This is a genomic window from Chitinophaga hostae (assembly GCF_018224885.1).
Lineage (GTDB): Bacteria > Bacteroidota > Bacteroidia > Chitinophagales > Chitinophagaceae > Chitinophaga > Chitinophaga hostae.
Window position 1 is genome coordinate 280425 of sequence record NZ_JAGTXB010000009.1, and the last position, 26561, is coordinate 306985.

Annotated in this window: 22 protein-coding genes; 16 read left to right on the top strand and 6 right to left on the bottom strand. The window is 45.6% G+C overall.

All coding sequences use genetic code 11. From position 1 onward, the window contains the following. Positions 1 to 3 precede the first annotated feature (3 nt). The 3 genes from KE626_RS19620 to guaA all read right to left on the bottom strand — a co-directional run bounded on the left by KE626_RS19620 (position 4) and on the right by guaA (position 4066). Positions 4 to 1011 carry a ligase-associated DNA damage response exonuclease gene (locus KE626_RS19620; RefSeq protein ID WP_211974625.1) on the bottom strand — a complete coding sequence of 336 codons (1008 nt, stop codon included), beginning with the start codon at positions 1009 to 1011 and terminating at the stop codon, positions 4 to 6. A 74-nt stretch (positions 1012 to 1085) separates the two neighbouring features. Then, positions 1086 to 2396 (bottom strand): ABC transporter substrate-binding protein, encoded by a 1311-nt coding sequence (locus KE626_RS19625; protein ID WP_211974626.1) that lies wholly within the window; start codon positions 2394 to 2396, stop codon positions 1086 to 1088. A 131-nt stretch (positions 2397 to 2527) separates the two neighbouring features. Next, on the bottom strand, positions 2528 to 4066 hold the full coding sequence (gene guaA, locus KE626_RS19630) for a glutamine-hydrolyzing GMP synthase (RefSeq protein WP_211974627.1): 1539 nt from the start codon (positions 4064 to 4066) through the stop codon (positions 2528 to 2530). A gap of 92 nt (positions 4067 to 4158) precedes the next feature. On the opposite strand from guaA, the gene KE626_RS19635 reads away from it, so the two are divergent. The 10 genes from KE626_RS19635 (at position 4159) to KE626_RS19680 (ending at position 13769) form a co-directional block, all read left to right on the top strand. Next, on the top strand, positions 4159 to 4896 hold the full coding sequence (locus tag KE626_RS19635) for a head GIN domain-containing protein (protein ID WP_211974628.1): 738 nt from the start codon (positions 4159 to 4161) through the stop codon (positions 4894 to 4896). A 322-nt stretch (positions 4897 to 5218) separates the two neighbouring features. Further along, complete coding sequence (locus tag KE626_RS19640; RefSeq protein ID WP_211974629.1) at positions 5219 to 6139, top strand: hypothetical protein; 921 nt, start codon at positions 5219 to 5221, stop codon at positions 6137 to 6139. A gap of 181 nt (positions 6140 to 6320) precedes the next feature. Further along, the gene (gene darB / locus KE626_RS19645; protein ID WP_211974630.1) at positions 6321 to 7457 is read left to right on the top strand and encodes a dialkylresorcinol biosynthesis protein DarB; all 1137 of its coding nucleotides are present in this window, start codon (positions 6321 to 6323) and stop codon (positions 7455 to 7457) included. A gap of 25 nt (positions 7458 to 7482) precedes the next feature. Further along, a complete protein-coding gene (DarG, locus tag KE626_RS19650) occupies positions 7483 to 7881 on the top strand; it encodes a flexirubin biosynthesis protein DarG (RefSeq protein WP_211974631.1) in 399 nt (132 codons plus the stop codon). A 129-nt stretch (positions 7882 to 8010) separates the two neighbouring features. Beyond that, positions 8011 to 9015: a BtrH-related acyltransferase DarH gene (darH, locus tag KE626_RS19655; RefSeq protein WP_211974632.1), complete on the top strand. Its 1005-nt coding sequence runs from the start codon at positions 8011 to 8013 to the stop codon at positions 9013 to 9015. A gap of 16 nt (positions 9016 to 9031) precedes the next feature. After that, entirely contained in the window at positions 9032 to 9781 is a 750-nt protein-coding gene (locus tag KE626_RS19660) for an ABC transporter ATP-binding protein (protein ID WP_249207573.1), read from the top strand. A gap of 84 nt (positions 9782 to 9865) precedes the next feature. Continuing rightward, a complete protein-coding gene (locus KE626_RS19665) occupies positions 9866 to 11158 on the top strand; it encodes an ABC transporter permease (protein ID WP_211974633.1) in 1293 nt (430 codons plus the stop codon). Positions 11159 to 11250: 92 nt separating this feature from the next. Further along, a complete protein-coding gene (locus tag KE626_RS19670; protein WP_127035163.1) occupies positions 11251 to 11508 on the top strand; it encodes a phosphopantetheine-binding protein in 258 nt (85 codons plus the stop codon). A 13-nt stretch (positions 11509 to 11521) separates the two neighbouring features. Continuing rightward, the gene (locus KE626_RS19675) at positions 11522 to 12736 is read left to right on the top strand and encodes a beta-ketoacyl-[acyl-carrier-protein] synthase family protein (protein ID WP_211974634.1); all 1215 of its coding nucleotides are present in this window, start codon (positions 11522 to 11524) and stop codon (positions 12734 to 12736) included. Then, a complete protein-coding gene (locus KE626_RS19680) occupies positions 12726 to 13769 on the top strand; it encodes a beta-ketoacyl synthase chain length factor (RefSeq protein ID WP_211974635.1) in 1044 nt (347 codons plus the stop codon). Before KE626_RS19675 ends, KE626_RS19680 begins: the two co-directional genes overlap by 11 nt. 64 nt (positions 13770 to 13833) lie before the next feature. Here the strand turns inward: KE626_RS19680 and KE626_RS19685 are convergent, their stop codons facing one another. The 3 genes from KE626_RS19685 to rpsT form a co-directional block, all read right to left on the bottom strand. Further along, positions 13834 to 14850, bottom strand: a complete 1017-nt coding sequence (locus KE626_RS19685; RefSeq protein ID WP_211974636.1) for a PDDEXK nuclease domain-containing protein — start codon at positions 14848 to 14850, stop codon at positions 13834 to 13836. 426 nt (positions 14851 to 15276) lie between these two features. Continuing rightward, positions 15277 to 17001, bottom strand: a complete 1725-nt coding sequence (locus tag KE626_RS19690; protein WP_211974637.1) for a M14 family metallopeptidase — start codon at positions 16999 to 17001, stop codon at positions 15277 to 15279. Between the two features lie 74 nt (positions 17002 to 17075). Further along, positions 17076 to 17330 (bottom strand): 30S ribosomal protein S20, encoded by a 255-nt coding sequence (gene rpsT, locus KE626_RS19695; protein WP_211974638.1) that lies wholly within the window; start codon positions 17328 to 17330, stop codon positions 17076 to 17078. A 241-nt stretch (positions 17331 to 17571) separates the two neighbouring features. Between rpsT and KE626_RS19700 the strand changes: the two genes are divergently transcribed. From KE626_RS19700 to KE626_RS19725, 6 genes are all read left to right on the top strand, one after another. Further along, positions 17572 to 20331: a 2-oxoglutarate dehydrogenase E1 component gene (locus KE626_RS19700; RefSeq protein WP_211974639.1), complete on the top strand. Its 2760-nt coding sequence runs from the start codon at positions 17572 to 17574 to the stop codon at positions 20329 to 20331. 102 nt (positions 20332 to 20433) lie between these two features. Then, entirely contained in the window at positions 20434 to 21999 is a 1566-nt protein-coding gene (gene odhB, locus KE626_RS19705) for a 2-oxoglutarate dehydrogenase complex dihydrolipoyllysine-residue succinyltransferase (RefSeq protein ID WP_211974640.1), read from the top strand. A gap of 38 nt (positions 22000 to 22037) precedes the next feature. Then, the gene (locus KE626_RS19710) at positions 22038 to 23285 is read left to right on the top strand and encodes an RsmB/NOP family class I SAM-dependent RNA methyltransferase (protein WP_211974641.1); all 1248 of its coding nucleotides are present in this window, start codon (positions 22038 to 22040) and stop codon (positions 23283 to 23285) included. Positions 23286 to 23288: 3 nt separating this feature from the next. Then, on the top strand, positions 23289 to 24158 hold the full coding sequence (locus tag KE626_RS19715; RefSeq protein ID WP_211974642.1) for an ATP-binding protein: 870 nt from the start codon (positions 23289 to 23291) through the stop codon (positions 24156 to 24158). Positions 24159 to 24236: 78 nt separating this feature from the next. Next, positions 24237 to 24554, top strand: coding sequence for a hypothetical protein (locus KE626_RS19720; RefSeq protein WP_211974643.1), 318 nt, complete (start codon positions 24237 to 24239; stop codon positions 24552 to 24554). 2 nt (positions 24555 to 24556) lie between these two features. Continuing rightward, entirely contained in the window at positions 24557 to 26545 is a 1989-nt protein-coding gene (locus KE626_RS19725; RefSeq protein ID WP_211974644.1) for an NACHT domain-containing protein, read from the top strand. Positions 26546 to 26561: the final 16 nt, after the last annotated feature.

Below are 26561 nucleotides of genomic sequence, written 5' to 3' on the forward strand. Positions count from 1 at the left end.
GAGCTAATTTTCAGGATTAGTAATCATTTCTTCATCGCCATAGGAGGTGGTTACCTCCCTGGCATTGATGCCTTTTTCTGAAAGATAACGGGCAAAAACACTGCTGAAACCATGCGTAACATATACCTGTTCTGCGCCGGTGGCGGTGACTGCTTCGAGCAGCCCCGGCCAGTCGGCATGGTCAGATAGCGCAAAGCCGGCATCGGCATTACGCCGGCGCATATTTCCCCGCACCTGCATCCAGCCGCTGCAAATGCCCAGTGCGTATGGATGAAAACGGCGCATCCAGGCATTATCTTCCGCCGAAGGCGGTGCTATAATTACTGCATTTTTAAAGGCAGACTTAGGCGTTTCCGGTGTGATCCTTTCTACGGGTGGTAATGGCCAGCCCTCCTGCAGTAATACATCATGCGGAATGGCAATGGCGCCATGTACCAGGAAATGGTCCGCTTTATCTTTCAGGTGATATAACAGGCGCTGGGCTTTGCCCAGGCTGTAAGCCAGGAGGACACTGGCTTTGCCGGCCTGCTGATTTTCGTATATCCATTGGGTAATGTTGTCGAATAGTTGTTGCTGGGGCGCCCAGCGATAGATGGGTAAACCAAACGTTGATTCTGTGATGAAGGTGTGGCAACGCAGTGGTTCAAAGGGGGCCGATAGTCCATCATGCTCCGGTTTATAATCTCCGCTTGCTACCCATACTTCCCCGTTTTGCTCTACCCGTATCTGTGCCGAGCCGATCATATGTCCGGCGGGATGCAGTGATACTTTTACGCCGTTAAAAAAAATTGTTTCGCCATAGGCAACACCCTGTACGGATATATCGTTGCCCAGCCTGAGGCGTAGCAAGGGAACGCTGGCGTTTTCACATAAGTAGTATTCATTTCCCCAACGTGCGTGATCAGCGTGGGCATGTGTGATCACTGCCCGCTTAACAGGTTTCCAGGGATCTATGTAGAAATCGCCTGCGGGGCAGTAGATGCCGTTGTCGGTGAATTGCAACACATTCATATCACTGAATATACACAAAAAAAATCGTGCCATGACAAGAGCCATGGCACGATACAAAAGAGGTGCTGATGAAACTATTTATTCATCTTTATATCTACGCTATCCCCTTTCTGGATGATATAGATATTTTTATTTTCAAAGTAGGAAGGTGTTTTTTCTCCTTCTTTCAGGTATACCGGCAGGAAGTTATAGCTGGTAATCACTTTAGGAGATTCGCTTACCATACCGTTAAAGTAAACACCGTTGGTATGCAGCAGTTTTACAAAGTAGTAGGTCAGGTCAAAACCTTTATAAGCCATATCAGACGGACGCGCTTTGTATGTTTTGCGGAAGTAATCGCTTATATACCGGCTGTAGGCGTCTGTTTTGTCGTTATAGTAAGGCGAGGAGTAATACACCTGTAAACCTTTAAACTCAGGCTCTTTTAGTTTAATCACATCCCAGGTAGGCATTCCGAATATCTGTAAAGGATAGGTGGTGGCAGAAACGCTGAGCTTACGCAGCAGGCTTTTGGCGCCGTTTTCATCCAATGCAGTTACGATTACAACGTTGGTGCGGTCTGTCAGCAGGTATTTGGAAATTTCCTCTGTGGTGGTAGCGTCGTTCCATACTACTTCTTTAATCCTTACCTTTTTGGTGCTCTCCATTTTTTCATAGGAAGCCTTGAAATCTGCTGCCAGTCTGGATTCAAAAGTAGTGTTCCTGCGGAGCAGCACAATGTTTTTATTGGCAAAGGCGTCCTGTACATAGGTTTGTATGGCGTCGCAGTGCGTTTTCAGCGTGCTGTTGGAAATATATAAAAACGGGTTGTCGCTGATACCTGCGTCGTTAGGGAAGGTACCGGAAACGAGGTTTATTTCTTTTTCCTTTGCAAAGTCGCTCAGTTCTTTTAGTTCAGGGTTGCTGACAGCACCAATGATAAGATCAGTGCCTTCCAGTGCTTTGCTGCGGATCAGGGAAGGTATGCTTTGTTTGGCTTTGCTGTCGTACACCGTCACCTTGAGGTTATAGCCCTGTTGCTGCAGGGTATCAAAAGCCAGTTGTGCGCCTTCGTAGAATTCCAGTCCGGGTAACACATATCTTGGCATAGTGCGGCCGGGAATATCGTTGGAGGAGGCGAAAACGGAATCCAGGTATAAGGGGGCAAAGAAGGCGATGTTATAAGTAGCTTTCTTTACTTCTTTACCAAATGCCGGCACGTTAAAGGGTGCTTTTGCAGCTTCTTTTGTCTTTTCTTCCGGTTTTTTGGCCGGTGCAGGTTTGCTCAAAGATGGCGGTGGTCCGTCTACCCGTTTGGTACTTTTCCTGGATGATGAGCAGGAGCTGATCAATACCAATAAAGCCAATCCGGATATCAGGTGTTTTATTGCAACTAAATGGTTCATAATTGGCGCTAATTTACAAAAATCATTCCGGGGAATGTGAAATAAAGCATTACGGAGTTATGGATAGATTAAAAAAATCTATCTATCCACAACTCCGTAACTATAGCTCAGTATTTTTTAATGCTCTTTATTTACTCCCACTCAATGGTAGCAGGAGGTTTGGAGCTGATGTCGTATACTACGCGGTTAATTCCTTTTACTTTATTGATAATGTCGTTCGACATTTTAGCGAGGAATTCATAAGGCAGATGTGCCCAGTCTGCCGTCATGCCATCAACCGAGGTTACCGCCCTCAGGGCAACGGTGAATTCGTAGGTACGTTCATCGCCCATTACGCCAACGCTTTGTACCGGGAGAAGGATGGTACCGGCCTGCCATACCTTGTCGTATAAGCCGGCTTCTTTCAGTCCTTCTATATATACATTATCTGCTTCCTGCAGCATGTGTACTTTTTCCGGGGTGATGGCGCCGAGGATACGTATAGCCAGACCAGGACCCGGGAAAGGATGACGGCCCAGGAAGATATCGCTGATACCTATTTCGCGGCCTACGCGGCGTACTTCATCTTTAAAGAGGAAGCGCAGTGGTTCTACCAGCTGCATGTTCATCTTTTCAGGTAATCCGCCTACGTTGTGATGGGATTTGATGGTAACAGAAGGCCCGTTAACAGAAACGGATTCAATTACATCGGGGTAAATGGTACCCTGGCCCAGGAAGGAGATATCGGTAAGGTGGGTGGCTTCCTGTTGGAAAACATCGATGAACAGGCCACCGATGATTTTGCGTTTTTGTTCCGGATCGGATACGCCTGCCAGTTTTCCGTAGAAGAGGTCTTTTGCATTGATCCCTTTTACATTCAGTCCCATATGTTTATACGATTCCAGTACGGTTTCGTATTCGTCTTTTCTTAACAGGCCGTTATCCACAAATATGCAGAACAGGTTTTTGCCGATAGCTTTGTGGATCAGTTCAGCCGCAACGGTGGAATCAACGCCGCCGCTCAGTGCCATTACCACTCTTTTATCGCCCACCTGTGTTTTAATCCTTTCTACCGTTTCATGAACAAAAGCGGCTGGTGTCCAGTCCTGGCTGCAGTTACAGATATGTAACAGGAAGTTGCGAAGGATCAGTTTACCTTCCAGGGAGTGTGTTACTTCCGGGTGGAACTGTAAGCCGAACATCGGGTGAGCGGCCAGGGTGGTATTTTTAAATGCGGCTACCGGGATATTTTCGGTAGTGGCAATGATTTCAAATGCTTCAGGAATACGTTTAATGCTATCTGCGTGGCTCATCCATACCTGGCTTTTTGCAGAGATATCATATAGTAATTTTTCCTCTTTATCATTGTGCTCCATAAAGGCGCGGCCGTATTCGCGGAGATTGCTTTTAGCTACTTCACCGCCAAACACTTTGGCCATCATTTGTGCACCGTAGCAGATGCCGAGTACAGGAACTTTTGCGGCGATAGCGGCGATATCAATGATAGGCGCGTTTTCGTCATTCACCGAAAACGGGCTGCCGGATAATATAACACCTTTGATGGTTTCGTCCCAGGTAATGGGCTGAAGACAAGGTTTAATTTCGCAATAAACATTCAGTTCACGGATGCTGCGTGCAATCAGCTGTGTATACTGTGAACCGAAATCGAGGATGAGTATCTTTTCTGTCATGGTGGTGCAAAGATAAAGTCCTTATGTCAATTTCGGATTTTGAAATTCGAATTTCGGAAAACTGGTGTACCTTCCTGCTATAATTTAGACCCATGAAATCAACAAAATCACTCCTATGTCAGGCCATGGTGGCCTTTGTAGCAACCTTTTTTTTAAATTCCTGTGATGTAATCGGTCAGAATCGTGTGAAAGGGAGCGGTCATGTTATCAAAGAAGACCGCCAGATAGGGACTTTCCGCCGGGTAAAGGTGGAAGGCAGCATGAATGTGTACCTGGAGCAGGGCCCTTCCAAAGCTGCTGTTATTGAGGCAGAGGACAATATTATTCCCCTGATAGAGATGGTTGAAGAAGAGGGCCGGCTGATTGTCAGGCTGAAAAGGGGCGTTTCTGTGAGCACCCATAAAGATATGAGTGTTTACCTGACTATGCCTGAACTCAGCGAGGTGGCGTTGTCGGGTTCGGGAGATATCAGGCTGACAAATAAATTTACCTCCGGCGCTGATGTAAAGGTTTCCTTATCCGGTTCCGGAAATGTGAAGGGAGAAATAAATGCGCCGGTGGTAAAGGCGTCGATTTCCGGATCAGGCGACATGATCCTGAAGGGCGAAACCAAAGATGTGAACCTGTCTATTGCCGGCAGCGGCAATTTCAGGTGCGACGAGTTGCTTTCTGAAAATGCGGAAATTAATATTGCCGGCAGCGGCAATGCGGATGTATATGCCAGTGTAAAACTCAATGCAAAAATTGCGGGGTCCGGAGATGTGAGATATAAAGGCACGCCGCAAATTTCTTCTTCTGTAGCTGGTTCTGGTTCTATACAGAAAAAATAGATATGAATATTTGCATTTTTTTAACAAATCAGATATCATATTTAGTCCTGGTTTTCTGTTTATAGAATGTTTTAATAAAACATAACAAGTCCTTGAGTCCAGGTACAGCATTCGCTGGTTTATATAGGTTGATGCTGTACCTGGCTGGGGCACAAGTGTTTACCCCTTTTATTCACACCCCATCTTATCAACACTTCGCGTCAAATTATCATTAAATGACATGAATGATGGCTGTTTTTTTGTATGTTTACAGCTTGAATTGTAGATTTTGCCATTTGAATTGTTGATTTACGTTTTGAATTGTTGAACTCCTATTCCTTTTATGAACGAAAGACCGAAGATCCTGGTGGTATATTATACCCAGACCGGACAACTGAAAAGGATTATTGATCATGTGCTGGCACCATTGGAAGGTAAAGCAGATATTACGTTCGAGCAATTGGTGCCTGTAACACCGTTCCCATTTCCCTGGGGGAAACAGCAGTTTTATGATACTATGCCCGAAACTGTTCAGTCCACTCCCCGGGGCATCCAGCCAATAAAAGTGGATGTGAATGCCTCTTTCGACCTGGTGATCCTGGCTTATCAGCCCTGGTTTTTATCTCCTTCACAGCCTACGGCTGCCTTCCTGCAAAGTGAGGCTGCCAGGCAGTTACTGAAGGGTAAAAAGGTGCTTACCCTGCTGGGTAGCAGGAACATGTGGCTGAATGCACAGGAGAAAGTAAAAAATTACCTGCATCAGGCGGGAGCGGATTTAGTGGGTAATATTGTGTTGGTGGATAAATCTCCCAACCTGATATCCGTTATCACCATTCTCCGTTGGGCATTTAAGGGAAAGAAGGAAGCTACGCGCTTTTTACCACAGGCGGGTGTCCAGGAAAATGAGATCATTACTTCCAGCCGTTTTGCGGCTCCTATTGAGAGTGCATTGCAACAACGCCGCTGGGACGACCTGCATCCGCAACTGTTATCCCTGGATGCGGTGGAGTTGTTACCCAACCTGGTGGTGTTAGAAGGCAAGGGCATAAAGGCATTCCGTTTCTGGGCAAAATTCATCAGCGCCAAGGGCGGACCGGGCGCCGCTTCCCGGCAGGGACGTGTATCTATGTACCGGGGACTGCTGTTGCTGGGTATTTTTGTTTTAACGCCCATCTCCCTGATCACTTCTCTTATACAGCTAAACCTTAAAAAGAACCAGCTGCGTCGTGAGGTGGATTACTACAAGGGTATTTCCCTGAGGTAACACACATTGTAGTAGCTTTGCGCTATGGCGTAATAGTTGTAATTGCAATTAGAATTCTATATTTACGTCTGTATACAACGTATATTAAATATAAATATGTTTATCACTGTGAGCTGGCTGGTAAGGCAAGGCAGTTCAGACCAGGTTTTACATGTAGCCTTAAAAGACGAATAATATTCAAATGAAGGAAGTTTATATTACCAGGCTGTCTAAATTTTTACCTAACAAGCCTGTTGAAAATGATGAAATGGAGAGTATTCTCGGCATGGTAGATGGAAAGGCTTCCCGTGCACGTTTGAAGATTCTGGGTAACAATAAAATCAAGACGCGTTACTACTCTTTGGACAAGGAAGGAAATTCGACCCATTCCAATGCAGAGATGACGGCAACAGCAGTGGAACAATTGTTTGATGAGAAATTTCCAATCAGCAAATTAGAATTACTGGCTTGCGGCACTACCTCTCCGGATCAGTTGTTACCCAATCATGCGGCCATGGTACATGGTCTCCTGAAATGCCAGCCAGTGGAGCTCATCGCAGCCACCGGCGCCTGTGCAGCAGGGATGCAGGCGTTTAAATACGCCTGGATGTCGATCCGCTGCGGCAATACTTCCAATGCCGTAAGTACAGGATCAGAAAAATTTTCTGCCTGGATGCTGGCACAGAAATTCCAGCCTGAAGCAGAAAACCTGAAAAGCCTGGATGAAAATCCGATCATCGCTTTTGAAAAAGATTTCCTCCGGTGGATGTTGTCCGATGGAGCCAGTGCCGCGTTATTCCAGGATAAGCCCAATGAAGATGGTTTATCGCTGCGGGTAGACTGGGTGGAGATTTTATCTTACGCCAACGAACTGGAAACCTGTATGTATGCAGGTGCGATCAAACAACCGGATGGCAGCACCACCGGCTGGGTGGATATGACGCCGGAAGAATGGGCACAGCATAGTGTTTTCTCCTTTAAACAAGATACCCGCTTACTGGGTAAAAATATAGTTCCTTCCGGAGCAAAAATGTGGAAAGAGCTGGTAGAGCGCCATAACATCAATCTTGATGAGCTGGACTTTTTCCTGCCGCATCTTTCCTCTGAGTTTTTCAGGTTAAAGATAGACGAAGAAATTACCCGTTTAGGGGTTCCCGTTAAGTTGGAAAAATGGTTTACCAATCTGGCCAATGTGGGTAACGTAGGTACCGCATCTCCTTACCTGATGCTGGAGGAGCTGATGAATACCGGCCGCTTTAAGAAAGGGCAGAAGGTGGTGTTAATGGTTCCGGAAAGCGCACGTTTTTCTTATGCTTATGCACATATTACGGTGGTATAGGCTGTAACTTCTAAAAACTGCTATCATGAAAAAAGAGGAAGTACCGCAGGATAGTGATAACCTGCATGAAGGTACATTCAAGCAGATTATGTATGCGGTGGATAACTCCGGCAATTATGTGCAGGTGCAGAGTGCTGGCTGGGAACCGGAAAACATTGCACTGGATCAGGCCTGGGAGGAAGTAAATGAAAGGGTGAAAGCGGCACGGGCCCGCGTAGAAGCCGGGGAAATAAGTCCTGTAGCCTACTATATGGAAAAGACCCTCATGGACCTGCCCTTACTGGCAAGTTATGTAGGAAAATTCCAGTGGCAGGTAAAAAGACACATGAAGCCCGGTGTTTTTAAACGGCTTCCCCAAAAGATGCTGCTGCGTTATGCGGATGCCTTCAAAGTTAGTTTAACGGACCTGTTACAGGTTAAATAGATAATTACGAAAGAAGAATTACAAATGATGAATGACGGATTTGTGGGTAGGTACTATCCGAAAATCTACCCGCAAATCCGTCATTCATCATTTGTAATTCTTCTTTCGTAATGCTTTTCAAAAAATATTATGAGTAATTCTCTCTTCCAACACACACAAACGGCACATTGTGAAAGTGGGGTGATATCAAATCTGCTAGGTCACTACGGTTTGCAGATCAGTGAGCCAATGGCTTTTGGTATAGGTGCAGGTATATTTTTCGGGCACCTGCCTTTCGTGAAAGTGAATGGCGTACCCGGTACTACCTACCGGATATGGCCGGGGGCTATTTTCCAGCGCGTATGTAAGCGTTTGGGAGTGAGAATGGAATCCGAAAAATTCTCAACACCGGAAAAAGGCATGCAGGCATTGGATAAGGTAATAGCTGCAGGCATTCCCGTAGGATTACAGTCCAGTGTTTATTACCTGCCTTACTTTCCGCCTTCCTATCGTTTCCATTTTAATGCGCATAACCTGGTGGTATATGGCAAAGAGGATGGGCAATACCTGGTGAGTGACCCGGTAATGGATACGGTGACTACTATTGATCCGGAAAGCCTGGAGCAGGCCCGTTTTGCAAAAGGATTTCCCGCCCCCAAAGGAAAAATGTATTACCCGGTTCATGTACCTCCTACAGCTTCTTTTGAAAAGCCGATCAAAGCAGGAATTGAACAGGCCTGTCACTTTATGCTGAAAGTGCCTATTCCTATGTTTGGGGTTAAAGGGATCCGCTTTCTCGCAAAAAGGGTGGCTAATTACGCGGAAAACCCGGGCGACCGTAAGGCAACGCTGTACCTGGGAAATATTATCCGTATGCAGGAGGAGATAGGTACCGGTGGCGCCGGCTTCCGTTTCCTGTATGCTGCATTTTTACAGGAAGCAGCCACGCTGTTGAAAAAAGATGAGTTAAGTAAACTGGCAGGAGAGCTTACCCAAACCGGCGACCTTTGGCGGAATTTTGCATTTGCCGCAGGCCGGGTATGTAAAAGCAGATCAGCAGATAATGTGTCGTATAAAGAACTCAGTGAAATGTTGTTCCAGTGTGCCGCTTCAGAGGAGGCCTTCTTCAAAAAACTGGCACAGGTGAAGTTGTAATTAAATACCCCATGAGATGATGTCCGGTATATCAGTTAATGAATTATATAAAACCTACAAAGGGAGCGAAGAGCCTACCTTAAAAGGGCTTACGTTCCGGTTTGGAGAGGGAAGGATAGCTGGTTTGCTGGGGCCTAACGGAGCGGGTAAAACGACTACTATTTCTATTTTATGCGGAATTGTGCGTGGCGATAGCGGAGAAGTAACTATACACGGTTTGAAACAAAATGCCGCACATAGGGAAGAAATCAAGCAGCTTATCGGCATTGTACCACAACAGATTGCACTGTACCCGCAATTGTCGGCGGTTGAAAACCTCACCTATTTCGGTAATCTCTATGGTTTCAAAGGCAAGGCATTGCAGCAGAAGATTATGCAGTACCTGGAGTTATTCGGACTGGAAAAGAGTGCACATAAAGAGATCCATAAATATTCAGGCGGCATGAAGCGCCGGGCCAATATCATCGCAGCTATATTGCACGACCCCAAATTACTGGTACTGGATGAACCAACTGCCGGAGTAGATGTACAGTCACGCAGTATGATCCTGCAGTTCCTGCGGAACTACAACCAGAAAGGCGCCAGTATCCTGTATACTTCGCACCTGCTGGAGGAAGCCCAATCGTTGTGTGAGGAAGTAGTGATCATGGATGCCGGAAAAATGATTGTACAGGGTAATCCGCTTACCCTGATCGCAGCGCATCCGGGATGTGATAACCTGGAAGATGTGTTCCTCCACTTTACAGGCAATGCGCTGCGGGACTAACAGCTGATTTTTATAAGACAGGAATAAACACCGGAGAAATAAATTTAACGAACACTAAAAGCTATCAGCTAAGAGCTAAAGGCTATGCTAAGACTACTGGCAACTATTAGGAAAGAATGGCAGCTGCTGTTACGTGATAAAACAGGTTTGATACTCCTGTTTGTGATGCCTGTAGTGTTAATTACGGTGATGGCGCTCATACAGGATGCGCCTTTTAAAGATTACCAGGATATCAAGTTTGACATATTAACGGTAGATAATGACCATGGTCGTTTGGGCCGCTATATAAAAGACGGGCTTGCATCCGGCGGGCAATTTAACATCATTGATACACTGGATGGAAAACCGGTTACCGCCGAGCGGGCAAAGGAGCTGGTACATGACGGGACCTACAAGATCAGCATCATTGTACCAGCGGGCGCTACAGCGGCTATTGTGAGTAATGCCAACCGGATAGTCAACGATATTACCCATCGTATGGGCATGTCGGTGTCGCTGCCGGTAAAGAAGAACGGCGACTCGCTGAATGTAACGGTTTACTTTGATCCGGCTGCTAAAAAGGCTTTTAAAGGCGCCATCCACCAGGCATTGGATAATTTCCTGACGCAGGTGGAAACGGACATGTTGCTGGATCGTATTAAGCAGCAACTGCGTAATAAGGATTCGATTGCCGCCGGCAATGATACGCTGCCGATCCGCCTGCAGGCGGTTGGACTAAAAGAACATAGCACCGGCACGGCAAAACAGCTGGATGTGGTCTCTAATTCTGTACAGCATAATGTGCCGGCCTGGAGCATCTTTGCGATGTTTTTTATTGTGATTCCGATAGCCGGAAATATGATCCGGGAAAGGGAAGACGGAAGTTTGCTGCGGATGAAACTGATACCGGGCTCCTACCTGGCTATCCTGGCGGGTAAGATGCTGTTTTTTGTAGGCATTTGTGTGTTGCAGTTTTATGGGATGATGCTGGTAGGAACCTATATATTGCCTTTGCTGGATTTGCCCAAACTGGTGATGGGGCAACATCCCGGCGCCACCTTGCTGGTGGCTTCCGGGATAGGACTGGCAGCAACGGCATATGGTATCCTGATCGGTACACTGTTTAAAACGCCTAACCAGGCGCTGAACTTTGGGGCCATTTCCATCGTGATATTGTCGGCCATAGGCGGGATCTGGATTCCGCTGGAGGTGATGCCGGCCAAAATGCAGCTGCTGGGGCATTTGTCGCCGCTTAGCTGGGGGCTGGATGCTATCAACGATATATACCTGCGCAACGGGGACATAAGCTACGTGTGGAAAAATGTGCTGAGATTAGTACTCACAGGATTGGCTATGCTGGCCATAGCCGGCTGGGTGGAAAAAAGAAGATTGAACTGATAAATGTTTTCAAAACAATAGTAAAACTGTATTTTTACTCCCCACAAGGGCATTCGCCGGTTGTGAACAACAGGTGATAAACCTACAACATTATGGAAGAATTAAAAAAGAAACTGAAAGAACAAATCATCGAAGCGTTAAATCTTCAGGATACAAAGCCGGAAGATATTGATGACAATGCCCCATTGTTCGGAGAAGGGCTTGGGCTCGACAGTATTGATTCCCTGGAGCTGATGGTATTGCTGGAAAGACAATATCATATCAAGGTGGAAGATCCGCGCGAAGGACGTAAAATTTTACAGTCTGTTCAGTCGATGGCAGAATTTATCCAATCAAAACAACCTGCATAGGTAAACTGGCTGCATGGCGGAAAGAGTGTTTATAACAGGGATAGGAATGATCACCGCTATTGGTGATAATGTAGCCGGAAATTTACATCGCCTGCGGTCACGGCAGAGTGGTCTTGGTTATAGCAGTTACATAGATACGATTCACCGGCAGGTATTGCCGGTGGCCGAAGTAAAGCATCCCAGCGAATCATTGTTTGCCCTGGCAGGCATTGCTCCCACAGAAGGGTTTACCCGCACTACCTTACTGGGCCTGGCAGCTATGCGGGAAGCATTGCAGCATGCCGGTATTGCCGATGTACAATCTGCCCCTACCGGGTTTATCAATGCCAGCACGGTTGGCGGCATGTGTGATACGGAGAAATTATATTTTGATATTATTGATCCGGAAAAGACAGGGGCTTTTTTACAGTACATTGATACCCTTGATTGCGCCGATTGTACACAACGTATAGCCGATACCATTGGGTTCAGCGAACATATTGCTACGATCAGCACTGCTTGTTCATCTTCCGCCAATGCCCTGATGTTTGGGGCGCGGATGATTAAACAGGGAATGCTGCCGAGGGTAGTATGCGGCGGAACGGAGGCGCTTACACGTTTTACGCTGAATGGGTTTAATTCCCTTAAAAATGTGGACAAACAGTTTTGTCGTCCTTTTGATCAGCAGCGCACCGGTCTTAATCTGGGTGAAGGAGCAGCCTACCTGGTACTGGAAGGCGAATCTTTCGCCAGGGCTAACAACAGCCGTATATTGGCGGAGCTTACCGGATACTGTAATACCAATGAAGCTTTTCATCCCACCTCCCCTTCACCGGATGGTGATGGCGCCTACGAAGCCATGAAAACAGCGTTGGCCATGAGTGGCAGGTCGCTGGAGGAGGTTTCCTATATCAACGTACATGGCACTGCCACGTTGAATAACGACGTTTCAGAAGGCAAGGCGCTGGAGCGTTTGTTTGGCGACCAGGTACCTTTATTCAGTTCCACAAAGCCGTTTACAGGGCATACGCTGGCAGCAGCAGGCGCTATAGAAGCGATTTACGCCATTCTGGCAATACAACAGGGGTTAATATTTCCTAATCTCAATTTTTCGGAAAGAATGGAAGAATTGAACATCAGCCCGGTAACGGAACTGATGGAAGGATACCCGGTAAACAATGTTATTTCAAACTCATTTGGCTTCGGAGGAAACAATGCCTCCCTGGTGATCAGCAAATATGAAGGGTAAGTGTTACATACAAGGAATGGCGGCTATTTCCCCGCAACAAACTTTTGAAGGGGATCTCTTTTCAGCACCACTGGTGCATACAGATAGCAACCTGCTGGCCTGTATGGAACCCGACTATAAACCGTTTATTCCTGCTAACAGTTTACGCAGAATGACACGCGTACTCAAAATAGGTTTAACAGCCGCACTCAGATGTATCCAGGATAGCGGCATCAGCATACCCGGCCCTATTGTTACCGGCACCGGTAAAGGCAGTTTGCAGGATACCGAAAAGTTTATCAAGGAAATTGTAACCTATAAAGAAACTGCATTAAATCCCACCCCATTTATTCAATCTACCTACAATTCTGTAAATGGGTTAATTGCCCTGCAACAGAAGTGTACGGCGTATAACAATACCTTTGTACACCGTGGTTTTTCGTTTGAAAACGCTCTGCTCGACAGTATGATGCTGATACAGGAAGGCACTTCTCATACGCTCACCGGTGCATTTGAGGAAATTACCGCTGAGCATTTTTATATCAAGAGTCGTATTGGTTTCTGGAAAGAAAACAAAACAGACAGCCGGGAGTTGTACCAGCATTTATCGCCGGGTACTATCGCCGGAGAAGGCGCTACGTTTTTTACACTGACAGGCCAGCCATCTACCCAAACCTATGCGGCGATCTCCGGGTTTAAAATGCTGTATAAACCCGCACCGGGAAAGCTTTCTACCACACTGAAAGATTTCGGGGAAAGCGCAGATCTGATCATTACCGGTCGTAACGGGGATAGCAATCATGAACATTTTTACCAGGAGCTGGACAGTTGTTTTCCCGGTATTCCGCAGTTCCCCTTTAAGCATTTATGCGGCGAGTATGATACTGCCGGCGCTTTTGGCTTGTGGCTGGCCGCGCAGATCATAAAAGCGCAGCAAGTGCCCCGGCAGTGGTTTCCACAGCAGGCGGTATTGTCTGCGCCGGTTAATTCCATTCTTTTCTACAATCATTTCTATGGCGAGCAGCATGTAATGCTGCGGCTGGAGAGGGTTTAGGTTTCGCATCTTCTTAATTCACCCGGGATCTTAAATTCATCAGTCATTGATTGACGAATTCAAACTATAGCATTTTTGACAGGGTCTCAGCATCGGGTAAAAAATCCTTCATATTCTCAGGTACGCTATGTGTATGAAAATGGGTGTATGTACCTACGCTCATGGCCTTATCAATTGTTTTTATAGCATAATCCACCACGGTGTTATCTTTTTGCTTGCAAAGCACAATGCCAATGCTGGGATTTTCGTGTGGCAGTTTTACCTTATCATCCAACACATTCAGGTAAAAATTTAGCTGGCCTGCATATTCCGGTTTGAATTTTTTTCGTTTCAGTTCAATCGCTACAAGACACTGCAGGTGTCGGTTATAGAAGAGCAGGTCTACAAAGAATTCATTGTCGTTTACTTCCAGTTTGTACTGGTTACCGATAAAGGAATAACCTTTGCCCATGCTCATAATGAACTTTTTGAGGTTGTTTACGATTTCATTTTCGAGAATGCCTTCGTCGTCATCTTCGTTGATAGTGACAAAGTCAATGAGATATTCATCTTTAAATACTTCAAGTGCTTTTGATTTGATGTTTTCCGGGAGAGTTTTGCTGAAGTTGTTGGGCATATTGCCCTGATGTTTGAAAAGCTTTGCGTTAATATGATGTTCTAATTCTCTTACTGACCAGAATTGTTCAGCAGCCTGTGTAAGATAAAAGAGGTGTTCTATTTCAGTTTTGCATTTATTTATGATGAGGACGTGGTGTGTAAAACTTATACTGTAAACGACTTTTTCAAATTGTGCAGTCACTGACTGCATAATTTGAAAAGAATGATAAGTCTCATAGAATTGGCGCATATTATTTAGATTTCTTTGAGAAAATCCCTTTAACCCATTTAGTTCTTGTTGCAGATCCATTGCTATTTGTTCTATTACCTTGGTACCCCAATTTTCCACATTTATTTTTTCAGAAAGCATTTTCCCCAGTTTAAAATATAATTTCAGTTGTTCCTGGTTAGCAAGCCTCATCGCAATGTATCTGCTGCGTATGATGCTCTGCTTTAAATCCTGTACAAATTCTTTGTAAGACATGGTATTTTTTTTTGTTAGTTGTGAAAGAATATTTGAAATAATATGTTGTCTGGAAGGTGCTAAATAAGAGTTTATTGGTTGATTTTTAAGTGTTTATAATTACGCCGTCACTGACGGCGCAATTACCATTGCTGAAATTTTGTTTATGTAGATATATAGAGTAGATCCTCTCTGAAATAGCGCACATGAAACTTATGTTGTTTGTGTTTATTTCAGGAAGAATTTCGTTTGAACCACGTTACAGAAGAAAGCAAATTGAACGTGTAAACGGGCACGAATTTAAAGGGTACAAACAAACCCGGGCTGTTCATTTTTGTTCATCGACAAAATGATCTGTTCATTATCATTCTGACTATATAAATAAATCAAATAAAAAGCGGAGACATAAGCTTCGCCTACATCTCCGCGTCAATCATCTGATGAAAATTATCTTACCCTGTACACCGGGTAACGCATATATTCCGGCTCCGCATAAGGAGAGTTTCTATAAATAAAATCCAGTTGTGCACTGGCACTGTTAGCGAATGCACTATCACCCGCTTTTTTCTTATCTAACAAATCCTGCAACTCCGGATGCTGTTTAAGATAGGCGGCGCCAGTATCTTCAAAAACATAAGGGGAGTAGCCTTCTTTTTGTCCGAGAATAGCATCAAAAAAGTTCCATGCAAAATAGGAATCGCCAGCGGCGGGCTCCAGTGTTTCGATCAGGAAGCGGTTGGCGGTTTGATTCATGGGGATGTAATAATCACCTTTTCTGAACCGGATGGAATCCTTGCTGCTGCTCACTTTGATGTTTGTATGGAGGTAGTGTTTTTCATATGGCTTAGTGTAGCTCCGGAAGTCGGTGATATGATATACTTCTACCTGCATCACGGTATCATGTGGCAATGGCTGCATTTGCACATTATTATTTTTCAGGAGATGGATAACGCTCCACCAACCCTGTGGTATGATATACGCCAGTGGCTTTTCAACAAAATCTGCTGCAAATGCCTGGTTGTAGAATTTCACCTGACGGGTGTAGGGTTTGGTGCGATCGTAGTATAGTCGTGGTAAGCCGGAGATAGCGCTGGGTTTATGCCCGGAAGCAAATCCGCGGAAGGTGACCAGGTTGTATTTGTTCATATCAAACTGCCACGACAAGGGAAATGTTTTTTGTGTGATGGAGGTTTGTTTTGCTGCTTCGCGCAGTTGTTTAATGTTTTCGCTGTGGGTGGAGGTAAACTGTATAAAGCATTCCATTAGCGCATAGGTCGCTTTAACGCGGAGGGGATAAGGCTTCAGCATATGCGTTTCCGGTACAAAACCGAACGTGTGAAAAAGGGTGGTGTAACCGGTAGAGTAGCGGGGAAGATCTGTAAACTCTACCCATCCGCTGTCGGGTGTTTCACCAAAATGGTTAACATATGGCACCAGGTCGTAGCCTTTTGCTTTCATCAGGGAGTACAGGCCGGGTTCAAATGTTTTGTTCATGAATTCACCCATGGCTCCCCCCAGTTTGTTATGCTGGGTGGTGAGCAGCGTCATGATATGCTGGTAGTCGGCACCATTGCTTACATGGTTATCCACAAACACGTCCGGATCGGTGAGTTGGTAGATTTGCTGGAAGGCGAGGGCGTTTTTTGAGTCAGATTTGATGAAATCGCGGTTTAGATCCAGGTTTTGAGCGTTGCCACGGGAGCCAAAGGCATCGGGGCCGTCCTGGTCTACCCGGTACCACGGGGAGCGGTTCAGCATTCCACCAATGTTGTAAACGGGGATAACGGCGAGGATTACGTTACCAGGCAGACTGGTTTTACCCGTTGCCAGGTCGCGCAGGAGCATCATGCTGGCATCGATGCCGTCGGGTTCGCCGGGATGGATGCCGTTATTGATGAGGATAATGCGCTTATTCTTTTTATGGAGACTTTTAAAGTCGAAGTCCCGCTGAGGGGAATAGGTTACCAGGTGGAGCGGAAAACCGGCATCTGTGGCGCCAATGGTCCGGATATTGATTTGGGGAAAGCGTTTGGCCAACAGTTGGTAGTACCGGATTACTTCCTGGTAGGTGGCGGTTTCCTGGCCGGTTGTCTTTTCGAAGCGGGTGGTGAGGTCCTGGGCGGCGGAGAGCAGTGGCAGCAGGCAGGTAAGGAGTATAACTATTTTTTTCATTATACAAAAGTGAGTGGAAAAACAAAAAGCCCTTCCTTTTGGAGGAAGAGCTGTAAATATTGTTACTGAAACAATTAAGCCAGAGCTAAAACTCTCTTAGCCAGCTTGCTTTTCAGATTTGCTGCTTTGTTCTTGTGAATAACGTTACGTTTTGCGAGTTTGTCGAGCATAGATACTACCTCTGTTAAATCTTTCTCCGCAGTTGCTTTGTCAGTCACCGCTTTCAGGTCACGGATGGCATTACGGGTAGTTTTACCGTAGTAACGGTTACGCTCATTACGTTTTCTGCTTTGACGTACGTCTTTTTTCGTTGCTTTATGGTTTGCCATTTTTCAAATTTCAAGTTTCGGACGGCAAAGGTAACTATATTCCATTTACAAAACAAACTAAATGTAGTTTTTCCGTCAATGAGCAAATATAAGGGTCTTTCATCACAGATAATCACTTGATTTTTTCTAATTTTTTCCACCCAGCGTATCAAAAAACGAGCGATATTTGCAATCCCATATATTAATATATCGGGACCAACAGAAAAGTATTTGAACTGAAGATCAGCAAAACTCGTTGTAAATGAAGGACTTCTCATTCGTCACCAACTCACATCCTGCTTACATTGAATCGTTATACCAGGATTTCCGCAAAGATCCCAACTCTGTAGACCCGGACTGGGTTAAGTTTTTTGAAGGATTTGATTTTGCAGTATCCAATGTAAACGGTAAGGCGGCGACATCAGCGCCTGTAGCAGGGGGCAGCACTTCGTTACCGGTGAGCGACGACCAGCTGGCGAAAGAACTGGGTGTATACCGCCTGATACAGGCATATCGTAAAAAAGGCCACCTGATTGCTAAAACCAACCCCATCCGTGAAAGAAAAGACAGGAAGGCCAACCTGGACCTGGCCAGCTTTGGATTGGGGGACGCTGATCTCAAAACTGAATTTTTTGCAGGCACCACCATCGGAGTGGGCAAAGCGACGCTCGAAAAAATTGTGGCCTATCTGAATCAGATCTATGCGGGTTCCGTAGGGTTACAGTATACATATATCAACGCCCGTGACAAGGCAAAGTGGCTGGAAAAGGAGTTTGAAGCGATCATGACGCAGCCATTGTCGCTGGAACAGCGCCGCCGCATTTTGCAGAAGCTGAACCAGGGTGTCATCTTCGAGAAATTTCTCCACACAAAATATATCGGACAGAAACGTTTTGGCCTGGAAGGTGGTGAATCCACTATCCCTGCGCTGGATGCTATCATTAACGTGGCGGCAGACTATGGCGTACAGGAATCTGTGATCGGTATGGCTCACCGTGGCCGTTTGAATGTACTGGCCAACATCCTGGGTAAAACCTACGAGCAGATCTTCAATGAATTTGAAGGCCTGGCCGTACCGGATATGACCATGGGCAGCGGTGACGTGAAATATCACCTCGGTTTTCGCTCCCAGGTAACCACTCCCGCCGGCAAACCGGTAAACCTGCAACTGATGCCCAACCCTTCCCACCTGGAAGTGGTAGACCCTATTGTAGTGGGTTTTGCACGCAGTAAAGCAGATGTGATCTACGACAGCGACTATGATAAAATACTGCCGATCCTCATTCACGGTGATGCTGCCGTAGCGGGTCAGGGCATTGTGTATGAAGTAGAGCAGATGAGCAAACTGAAAGGTTACTACGTAGGTGGCACCATTCATTTTGTGATCAATAACCAGATAGGTTTTACCACCGATTTTGATGATGCACGCTCTTCTGACTATTGTACCAGCGTAGCCTCCATTGTACAGGCGCCGGTATTCCACGTAAACGGGGATGATGCAGAAGCAGTGGTGAAAGTATCACAGCTGGCCGCCCGCTACCGCCAGGAATTCAATGAAGATGTGTTCATTGACATGGTTTGTTATCGTAAACATGGCCACAACGAAGGGGATGAACCTAAGTTCACCCAGCCAAGTTTATACGCACTCATTGAAAAACACGCTAATCCGCGTGAAGTATATACCCAGTTCCTGCTGAACAACGGCGAGTCTGATGCACAGGCATTGGCCAAGGAAATGGAAAAGAGCTTCTGGGACGACTTACAGGCACGCCTCGATGATGTAAAGCAACATCCGCTGCCTTATGCCAACCAGAAACCCGAACAGTGGTGGCAGGCCCTCCGTAAATCTACTGCACAGGACTTTGAATCTTCTCCGGGAACGGCTATTAAGGAAGATGAATTTAAACGTCTTTTTGATGCCCTGATGAAATGGCCGGAAAATTTTGTTCCGCTGCGTAAAGTCAGCAAGCTGCTGCAGGACAAGATCAAGCTATACCAGGAAGAAGGCAAGGTGGACTGGGCAACCGGTGAACTGCTGGCATATGCCAGTTTGCTCGTGGAAGGCAAAGACGTAAGAATGAGCGGGGAAGATGTAAAACGTGGTACTTTCTCCCATCGTCACGCGGTGTTGTTTGATGAAAATACCAATGAGACTTACAACCGTCTCAGTCATTTACAGGAAAAACAAGGCAATTTCAGGATTTATAACTCTTTGCTGAGTGAGTATGGTGTGTTGGGCTTTGAATATGGTTATGCCATGGCCAACCCTAACAGCCTCGTATTATGGGAAGCACAGTATGGTGACTTTGTAAACGGCGCCCAGACTGTAATTGATCAGTATATCAGCAGTGCAGAACAGAAATGGACAACACAGAATGGCCTGGTAATGTTATTGCCTCATGGTTATGAAGGTGGCGGACCGGATCACTCCAACGCCCGTCCGGAACGTTTCTTACAACAGTGTGCAGAAGAAAATATGGTGATCACCAATATTACGACTGCTGCCAACTTCTTCCATGCGTTACGCCGTCAGTTGACCTGGCAGTTCCGCAAACCGCTGATCAATTTCTCACCGAAAGCCAACCTGCGTCATATAGGTGCTTACTCTGCCACAGCCGAATTTACAGAAGGCGGATTTAAAGAGGTACTGGATGATCCGTTTATTGATGATGCAGCAGTGGTAAAGAAAGTATTACTGTGTTCAGGTAAGATGTATTTCGACCTGAGTGATAAGCAAGGCAAGGATGACCGCAAAGATGTGGCTATTGTTCGCCTGGAGCAGCTGTACCCGTTGCCCGTAAAACAGCTGGAAGCTATTTCCCAGAAATATAAGGGCGCTACTTTCTTCTGGGTACAGGAAGAGCCGTTGAATATGGGTGCTGCCGCATTCCTGCAAATGAACCTGAAGCAGATCAACTATGGTGTTATCAGCCGCAATCCAAGCGCGTCTACTGCCACTGGTTATGCAAAGGTACATGCACGTGAACAGCAACAGATTATTGATACGGCTTTTAACATCTAAAAAAAATAAAAGTATAAACAGAATAACCAGGTTTAACGTTAAGCCAAGGGCCAAAAGCAAAAAGCTGAATGCTAACCTGGTATCACCATCAACTGATTAAATATGGCTATCGAAATCAAAGTCCCTACGGTAGGAGAATCTATTAGCGAGGTAACAATTGCAAAATGGTTGAAGAAAGACGGAGATTATGTACAGCAGGACGAGGTACTATGTGAAATGGAATCTGAGAAGGCGACCTTTGAGCTGAATGCAGAGAAAGCAGGTATCCTGAAGATTGCGCCAGCAGCGCAGGAAGGCGCCACCCTGAAGATTGGTGATGTAGCCTGCACTATCGATACAGACGCCGCCGCACCAGCAGGTAACGCAGCCCCGGCCGCCGCTCCTGCAGCCCCGGCCGCGCCAGCGGAACCAGCCGCAGCACCAGCGGCACCAGCAGTGAATAAAGGAACCATTGAAATGAAAGTGCCTACAGTAGGAGAGTCTATCAGTGAAGTAACATTGGTAAAGTGGACAAAGAAAGATGGTGATTATGTAGAGCGCGATGAAGTGGTATGTGAACTGGAATCAGAAAAGGCAACTTTTGAACTCAACGCAGAAGAAGCCGGTGCGCTGATCATTGTTGCGAAAGAAGGCGATACTTTAAAAATAGGCGATGTAGCCTGTAAAATAGATACCAGCGCTGCAAGGCCTGCTGGTAAAGCCGCTCCGGCAGCTGCCCCGGCGGCACAACCGGCGAAGGCCGCTCCACAGCCGCAACAGGCGCCTGTTACCAGCATTCCCAATGATGTGAAAGCATCTCCGGTAGCAGCAGCTGTGCTGGCAGATAAACATGTAGATCCATCCAGCATCAAAGGTTCAGGTGCACATGGTAAAATCATGAAAGACGATGTGCTGGCTGCCCTGCAAAACCCTGGCGTAGCTATTGGACAGGAACTGTTTTCCCGCCAGGAACGCCGCGAAAAGATGAGCAACCTGCGTAAAACTGTTTCCCGCCGCCTCGTGGAAGCCAAAAACACAACGGCCATGCTCACTACTTTCAACGAGGTAGACATGACCGAAATAATGGCCCTGCGTGCCAAGTATAAGGAAGTATTCAAAAAACAACATGAGGTAAACCTGGGCTTTATGAGCTTCTTTACCAAAGCATGTTGCTTTGCATTACAGGAATTTCCGTCTGTAAACGCTTATATCGACGGTGAAGAACTGGTATACCACGATTACTGTGATATTTCTATTGCGGTGTCGGCTCCTAAAGGCCTGGTAGTACCGGTGATCCGTAATGCAGAAAGCCTGGATATGGCAGGTATTGAGAAAGCAGTAGTAGAGCTGGCTACCAAAGCACGCGACAACAAACTGACCATGCCTGAAATGACCGGTGGTACCTTCACCATCACCAACGGTGGCGTATTTGGCTCATTGATGAGCACTCCTATCATTAACATCCCACAGTCTGCTATCCTGGGTATGCACAAAATACAGGATCGTCCGATGGCGATCAACGGACAGGTAGTCATCCGTCCGATGATGTACCTGGCGCTGAGCTACGACCACCGTATCATTGATGGCCGTGAATCAGTAAGCTTCCTGGTGCGCGTTAAGGAAATGCTGGAAAATCCTGAACAGTTGTTGTTTGGTAAAGATCCGTTGAAAGCATTACTGAAACTGTAACCTGGTTCAGGCTGATTATCCCGATTTTTATTTTTTGAATGATAAAAATAAGCGAAGATGAAAGCAATGGCTTTTGTCTTCGCTTTTTTCATCTTACCTGTACCAGGCAAACTTCGCTATCTTCGCGTATGACCCGTTGGGAAAATTATTTAGCATCAGCAGAGAAAGTGATAGGCGCCTATGCCGGCAGCCTGCCACTACATCATTTTCTAAAGGCCTTTTTCAAGGAGCATCCCTATATGGGAGGGCGCGACCGGCGTTGGATATCGCAGCTGGTGTATCATTATTTCCGGTTGGGACAGTGGGGGAAATCACTGCCGGTGAGTGAACGGGTTATAGCGGGCGCTTTGCTTTGTGAAACAGCCCCGAATGATTTTCTGGCTGCTGTGAAACCGGCCTGGAATGAACATACCACATTGCCGTTGGCAGATAAAGCGGCGCTGTTGCCTGCAGTATTAACTCCCGACGCTGTTTTCCCTTTCTCCGGAGAATTGTCGGCCGGTATAGACGCTAACACATATGCCTATACGATGCTTACACAGCCGCGCCTGTTTATCCGGGTGCGTAATAATAAGCTGGACAAGGTTCGGCAGCTGCTGGATAATGCGGCGGTGGCCTACGAGGTGTTTGCCAATAATACCACCGTAGCTCTGCCCAACGGCACCAAGATCGAAGTAATTGTGCCGGAAAAAAGCTGGTATGAAGTACAGGACGCATCCAGCCAGCAAACCGGCGCATTGTTTTCACCGGCTGCGCAGCAGCGATGGTGGGATTGTTGTGCCGCCAGCGGTGGCAAATCTATCCTGCTGAAGGATCAGCAACCGGGCGTGCAATTACTGGTATCAGATGTACGGCGGTCTATCCTGGAAAACCTGCAACAGCGTTTTGCGGCTGCTGGTGTGAAAAATTATGAGGCACGGGTGGCAGATCTTACAGCAGAGCATTTCCCGGCCAGTATGGGCAGCAGGCAATTCGACGGCATTATCCTGGATGCACCCTGCAGTGGCTCCGGTACCTGGGGGCGTACTCCCGAAAGTATTTCATTCTTTAAAAAAGAGGAGATCCAGAAGTATCAGCAGTTGCAAAAGCGTATAGCCCATAACGTGGTACCTTTTGTAAAAAAGGGAGGTGCGTTGATTTATATTACTTGCTCGGTGTTTAAGCAGGAGAACGAGGATGTGGTGAAATATATTGAGGAAATCAGTGATTTACGGAAACAGGAAGGTGGCGTAATTGCAGGGTATGACAAGGGCGCGGATACGATGTATGCAGTAAGGTTATCGTAATCAATGACTTATATTTTTAACAATAAAAATATTGCCAAATATTTTGACAATAGAATTTTTGTCATTTACTTTGACAAAAATTCTATTGTCATGAAGAACGTAATTGGGCTTCCGGCCAGGGGTGAAGACTTTTATCAGCGTGGTCGCGAAGTAGCGAAAGTAGCTCAGGTGCTTTCTAACGGAAACAATATTCAGATCACTGCTCCCCGCAGGGTTGGTAAGACCTCTATCCTATGGTATCTGGGAGATAATAATATTGCCGAACGGCACTACGTGTATGTAGACACAGAAAGTGTTGCTGATGCATCTCATTTTTACCGCAAACTGCTGGAAAGTATTTTAAATGATACAAAAATTTCCCGCTCCGTTAAATTGCGAACAGGCCTGGAAGACAAAGGCAACAGGTTTTTCCAGAAGATTAAAAGTATAAAGCTATTTAACGCTGCCCTTGAATTCAATCATGTTCCTGAAGTCCGTGATTATTATGAAGAATTTCAGAATTTCCTTACAGGATATGCCACAGTAGAGGAAGTTGAGCTGGTATTGTTAATCGATGAATTCCCGCAAACAATAGAAAATATCAGGAAGAGGGATGCCGAAGCAGCCTTGAATTTTTTGCAAAGAAAGCGCGAGCTGAGAATAGATCCGGTGATATCAAAAAAAATCAGGTTTGTTTATACGGGTTCCATAGGCCTGAATCAAACAGTATCCTCCATCGGCGCTACCGCCACCATAAATGATTTAGTCTCAATAGAGGTGGAACCACTATCTGAGGCTGAGGCAGTGGAACTTTTTACCAAATTGTTGACTCACCATTCCAGGACTATCCATGCCAGTGGAGAGCGTGCGCTGATGGAAACACTTCAATGGTAGATCCCTTTTCATATACAGCTCATTGTACAGGAAATCATCCAGGCTTCCCAATCAGGCACGGAAGTCACTAAAGAAATTGTGGAAAAAGCAATTGAAGAATTATTAAGTTTGAGACATAAGAATCATTTTGATCACTACTACTCCCGGTTAAAAACACATTTTAAAGATGACGCGTTTAAGTATGCGGATATACTGCTGAAAGAGCTGGCGATAAGGCATACTCTCAGTAAGAAAGATAGTTTGGAACTGGCAGTAAAATATCACCAGGAAGAACATTACAGGAAAATTATAGAGAACCTGATGTATGATGGATACATCCATTACAATACCAGTCAGGGTGTTTACCTCTTTAACTCACCGATCCTGAAACGATGGTGGGAGCAATTTATTTGTTAGATATGAGCGTTTTATTATACAATCCGGACAGAAAGAACAAGGAGGAGTTTATTGCCGAATTTGTTATCCGCACCAAAATCTTTGAAGATATTTTGGCGGATATTATGTCAGGTAAGATGGCGACGCCTGAACAACATTACCTGTTGCTTGGACAACGGGGAGCCGGTAAAACTACCATGTTACTAAGATTGAAATATGCCGTTGAGGATGATGCAAAGTTATCTAAATGGCTGATTCCTGTTACGTTTAGTGAAGAACAGTATAATATTGGGGAGCTCGGAAATCTATGGGAACGGATCGCCGAATACCTGGAGGACTATCACGGATTCCATGGAATTACCCAGGAGATTGAGCCATATATACAACAGGAAAATTATGAAGAAGCGGCGCTGAAAGTACTGGTGAAACATTTGGATCAGCATAAGAAAAAGGTGATCCTGTTCATTGATAATATCGGACAACTACTGGCAAAGTTTAGTGAATTGGAAGTACACCGGCTAAGAGAAATCCTGCAAACGCTGCCACATTTCAGACTGATAGCAGGTTCTCCTGTGGTACTGGAAAGTGTGTTGGATTATCAGCAGCCGTTGTTTGAATTCTTCAAAGTGATTCAACTTAAAGGTCTGACGGATGAAGAGAGCATTGTGCTACTGAGGAAACTGGCTGTATTGCATCATGAAGAAGAGAAGATTGAGCGCATCATAGCCAATAGTCCTTCGCGTATTACTACGCTTAGAACATTGTCCGGTGGTGTGCCCAGAACAATGGTATTGTTATTCCAGGTGTTTGTGGATAGCGAGCATGGAACGGCCTTAAGCGATCTGGAGAAGGTATTGGACGCTGTTACGCCGTTGTACAAACACCGGATGGATGACTTGCCTGCCCAACAACAGAAAATTGTGGATGCGGTGGCGCTGCATTGGGAAGCGATTAGCGTGAAGGAGCTGGCCAAACAAACAAGACTGGATAGTAAGCTGGTGTCGGCACAATTACGGCAGTTGGAGAAGAACCAGGTAATCGAGAAACGGGCCACTAAAACAAAGAATCACATCTATCTTCTGCGTGAACGGTTTTTTAATATCTGGTATTTGATGAGATATGGGAGGAAGCAGGATAGGAACCGGGTGATTTGGTTGGTGAAGTTTTTGGAGGAATGGTGTGACAAGCAGGAAATTGAGAACCGGGTCAGAGATTATATAGAGAAAGTTAATAAAGGTTTGTTGGATAATAATGTACTTGAGACTTACGGTCATGCATATACTTTTTTTGGGGATATTGACCCAGAGACAAAGTTTTTATTAAAAGAAAGTACACCGGATTATATAGCGTCGAATATTGATTTAACGGAGAAAGAGTTCTATAGTTTATTGAATAAAGCTTTGAAGGAGAAGAATTATAAAACTCTCAGTAGAGTAGCATTTAGCCGTGAAGTTATAACGATTGATGAACGGGATCGAATATGGAAGTTTGTCGAAGAGCATTTTAATGAGCTAGCGACGAATTTATATGACAACCTTGAACCAGAAAGAATAGTATCTGAGAAAAACGGGAAAGCACATATGTCCTATTTCTATGTTGTGTTTATGCTTAGCTTTTTTCAACAAGGTTTGATGAAGGCCGTTGTGAGGCGCGATGCAGAATCGGTAGACACTATGGTGGCCAGTTTAACCGATACACTCAAACACTTTAGGCCTGATCAACTTTCTGATATGGAAAGATTTACTTTCCATCAGATTATAATGATATTGCTATCAGGAGAATATTATCAAGTTGTTGCCGAGGTACTTAATGTAATAGCGTTGGTTGCAGAGGAAGTTGTCCTATGGACCAGGATAAATATTTTTATGGAATCTCGTCAACAGAATAGGGAAATGTTCTTAACACTTGGTGCAGAACAGAAAGAGATACTTATGATATGGGTTGAACTTATTCTTGAAGTTAGAGAAAAACTTATGAATAAAAGGACCGAACTGCTTAATAAAAAAGGGTGAGAAGACTTTCGTCTTC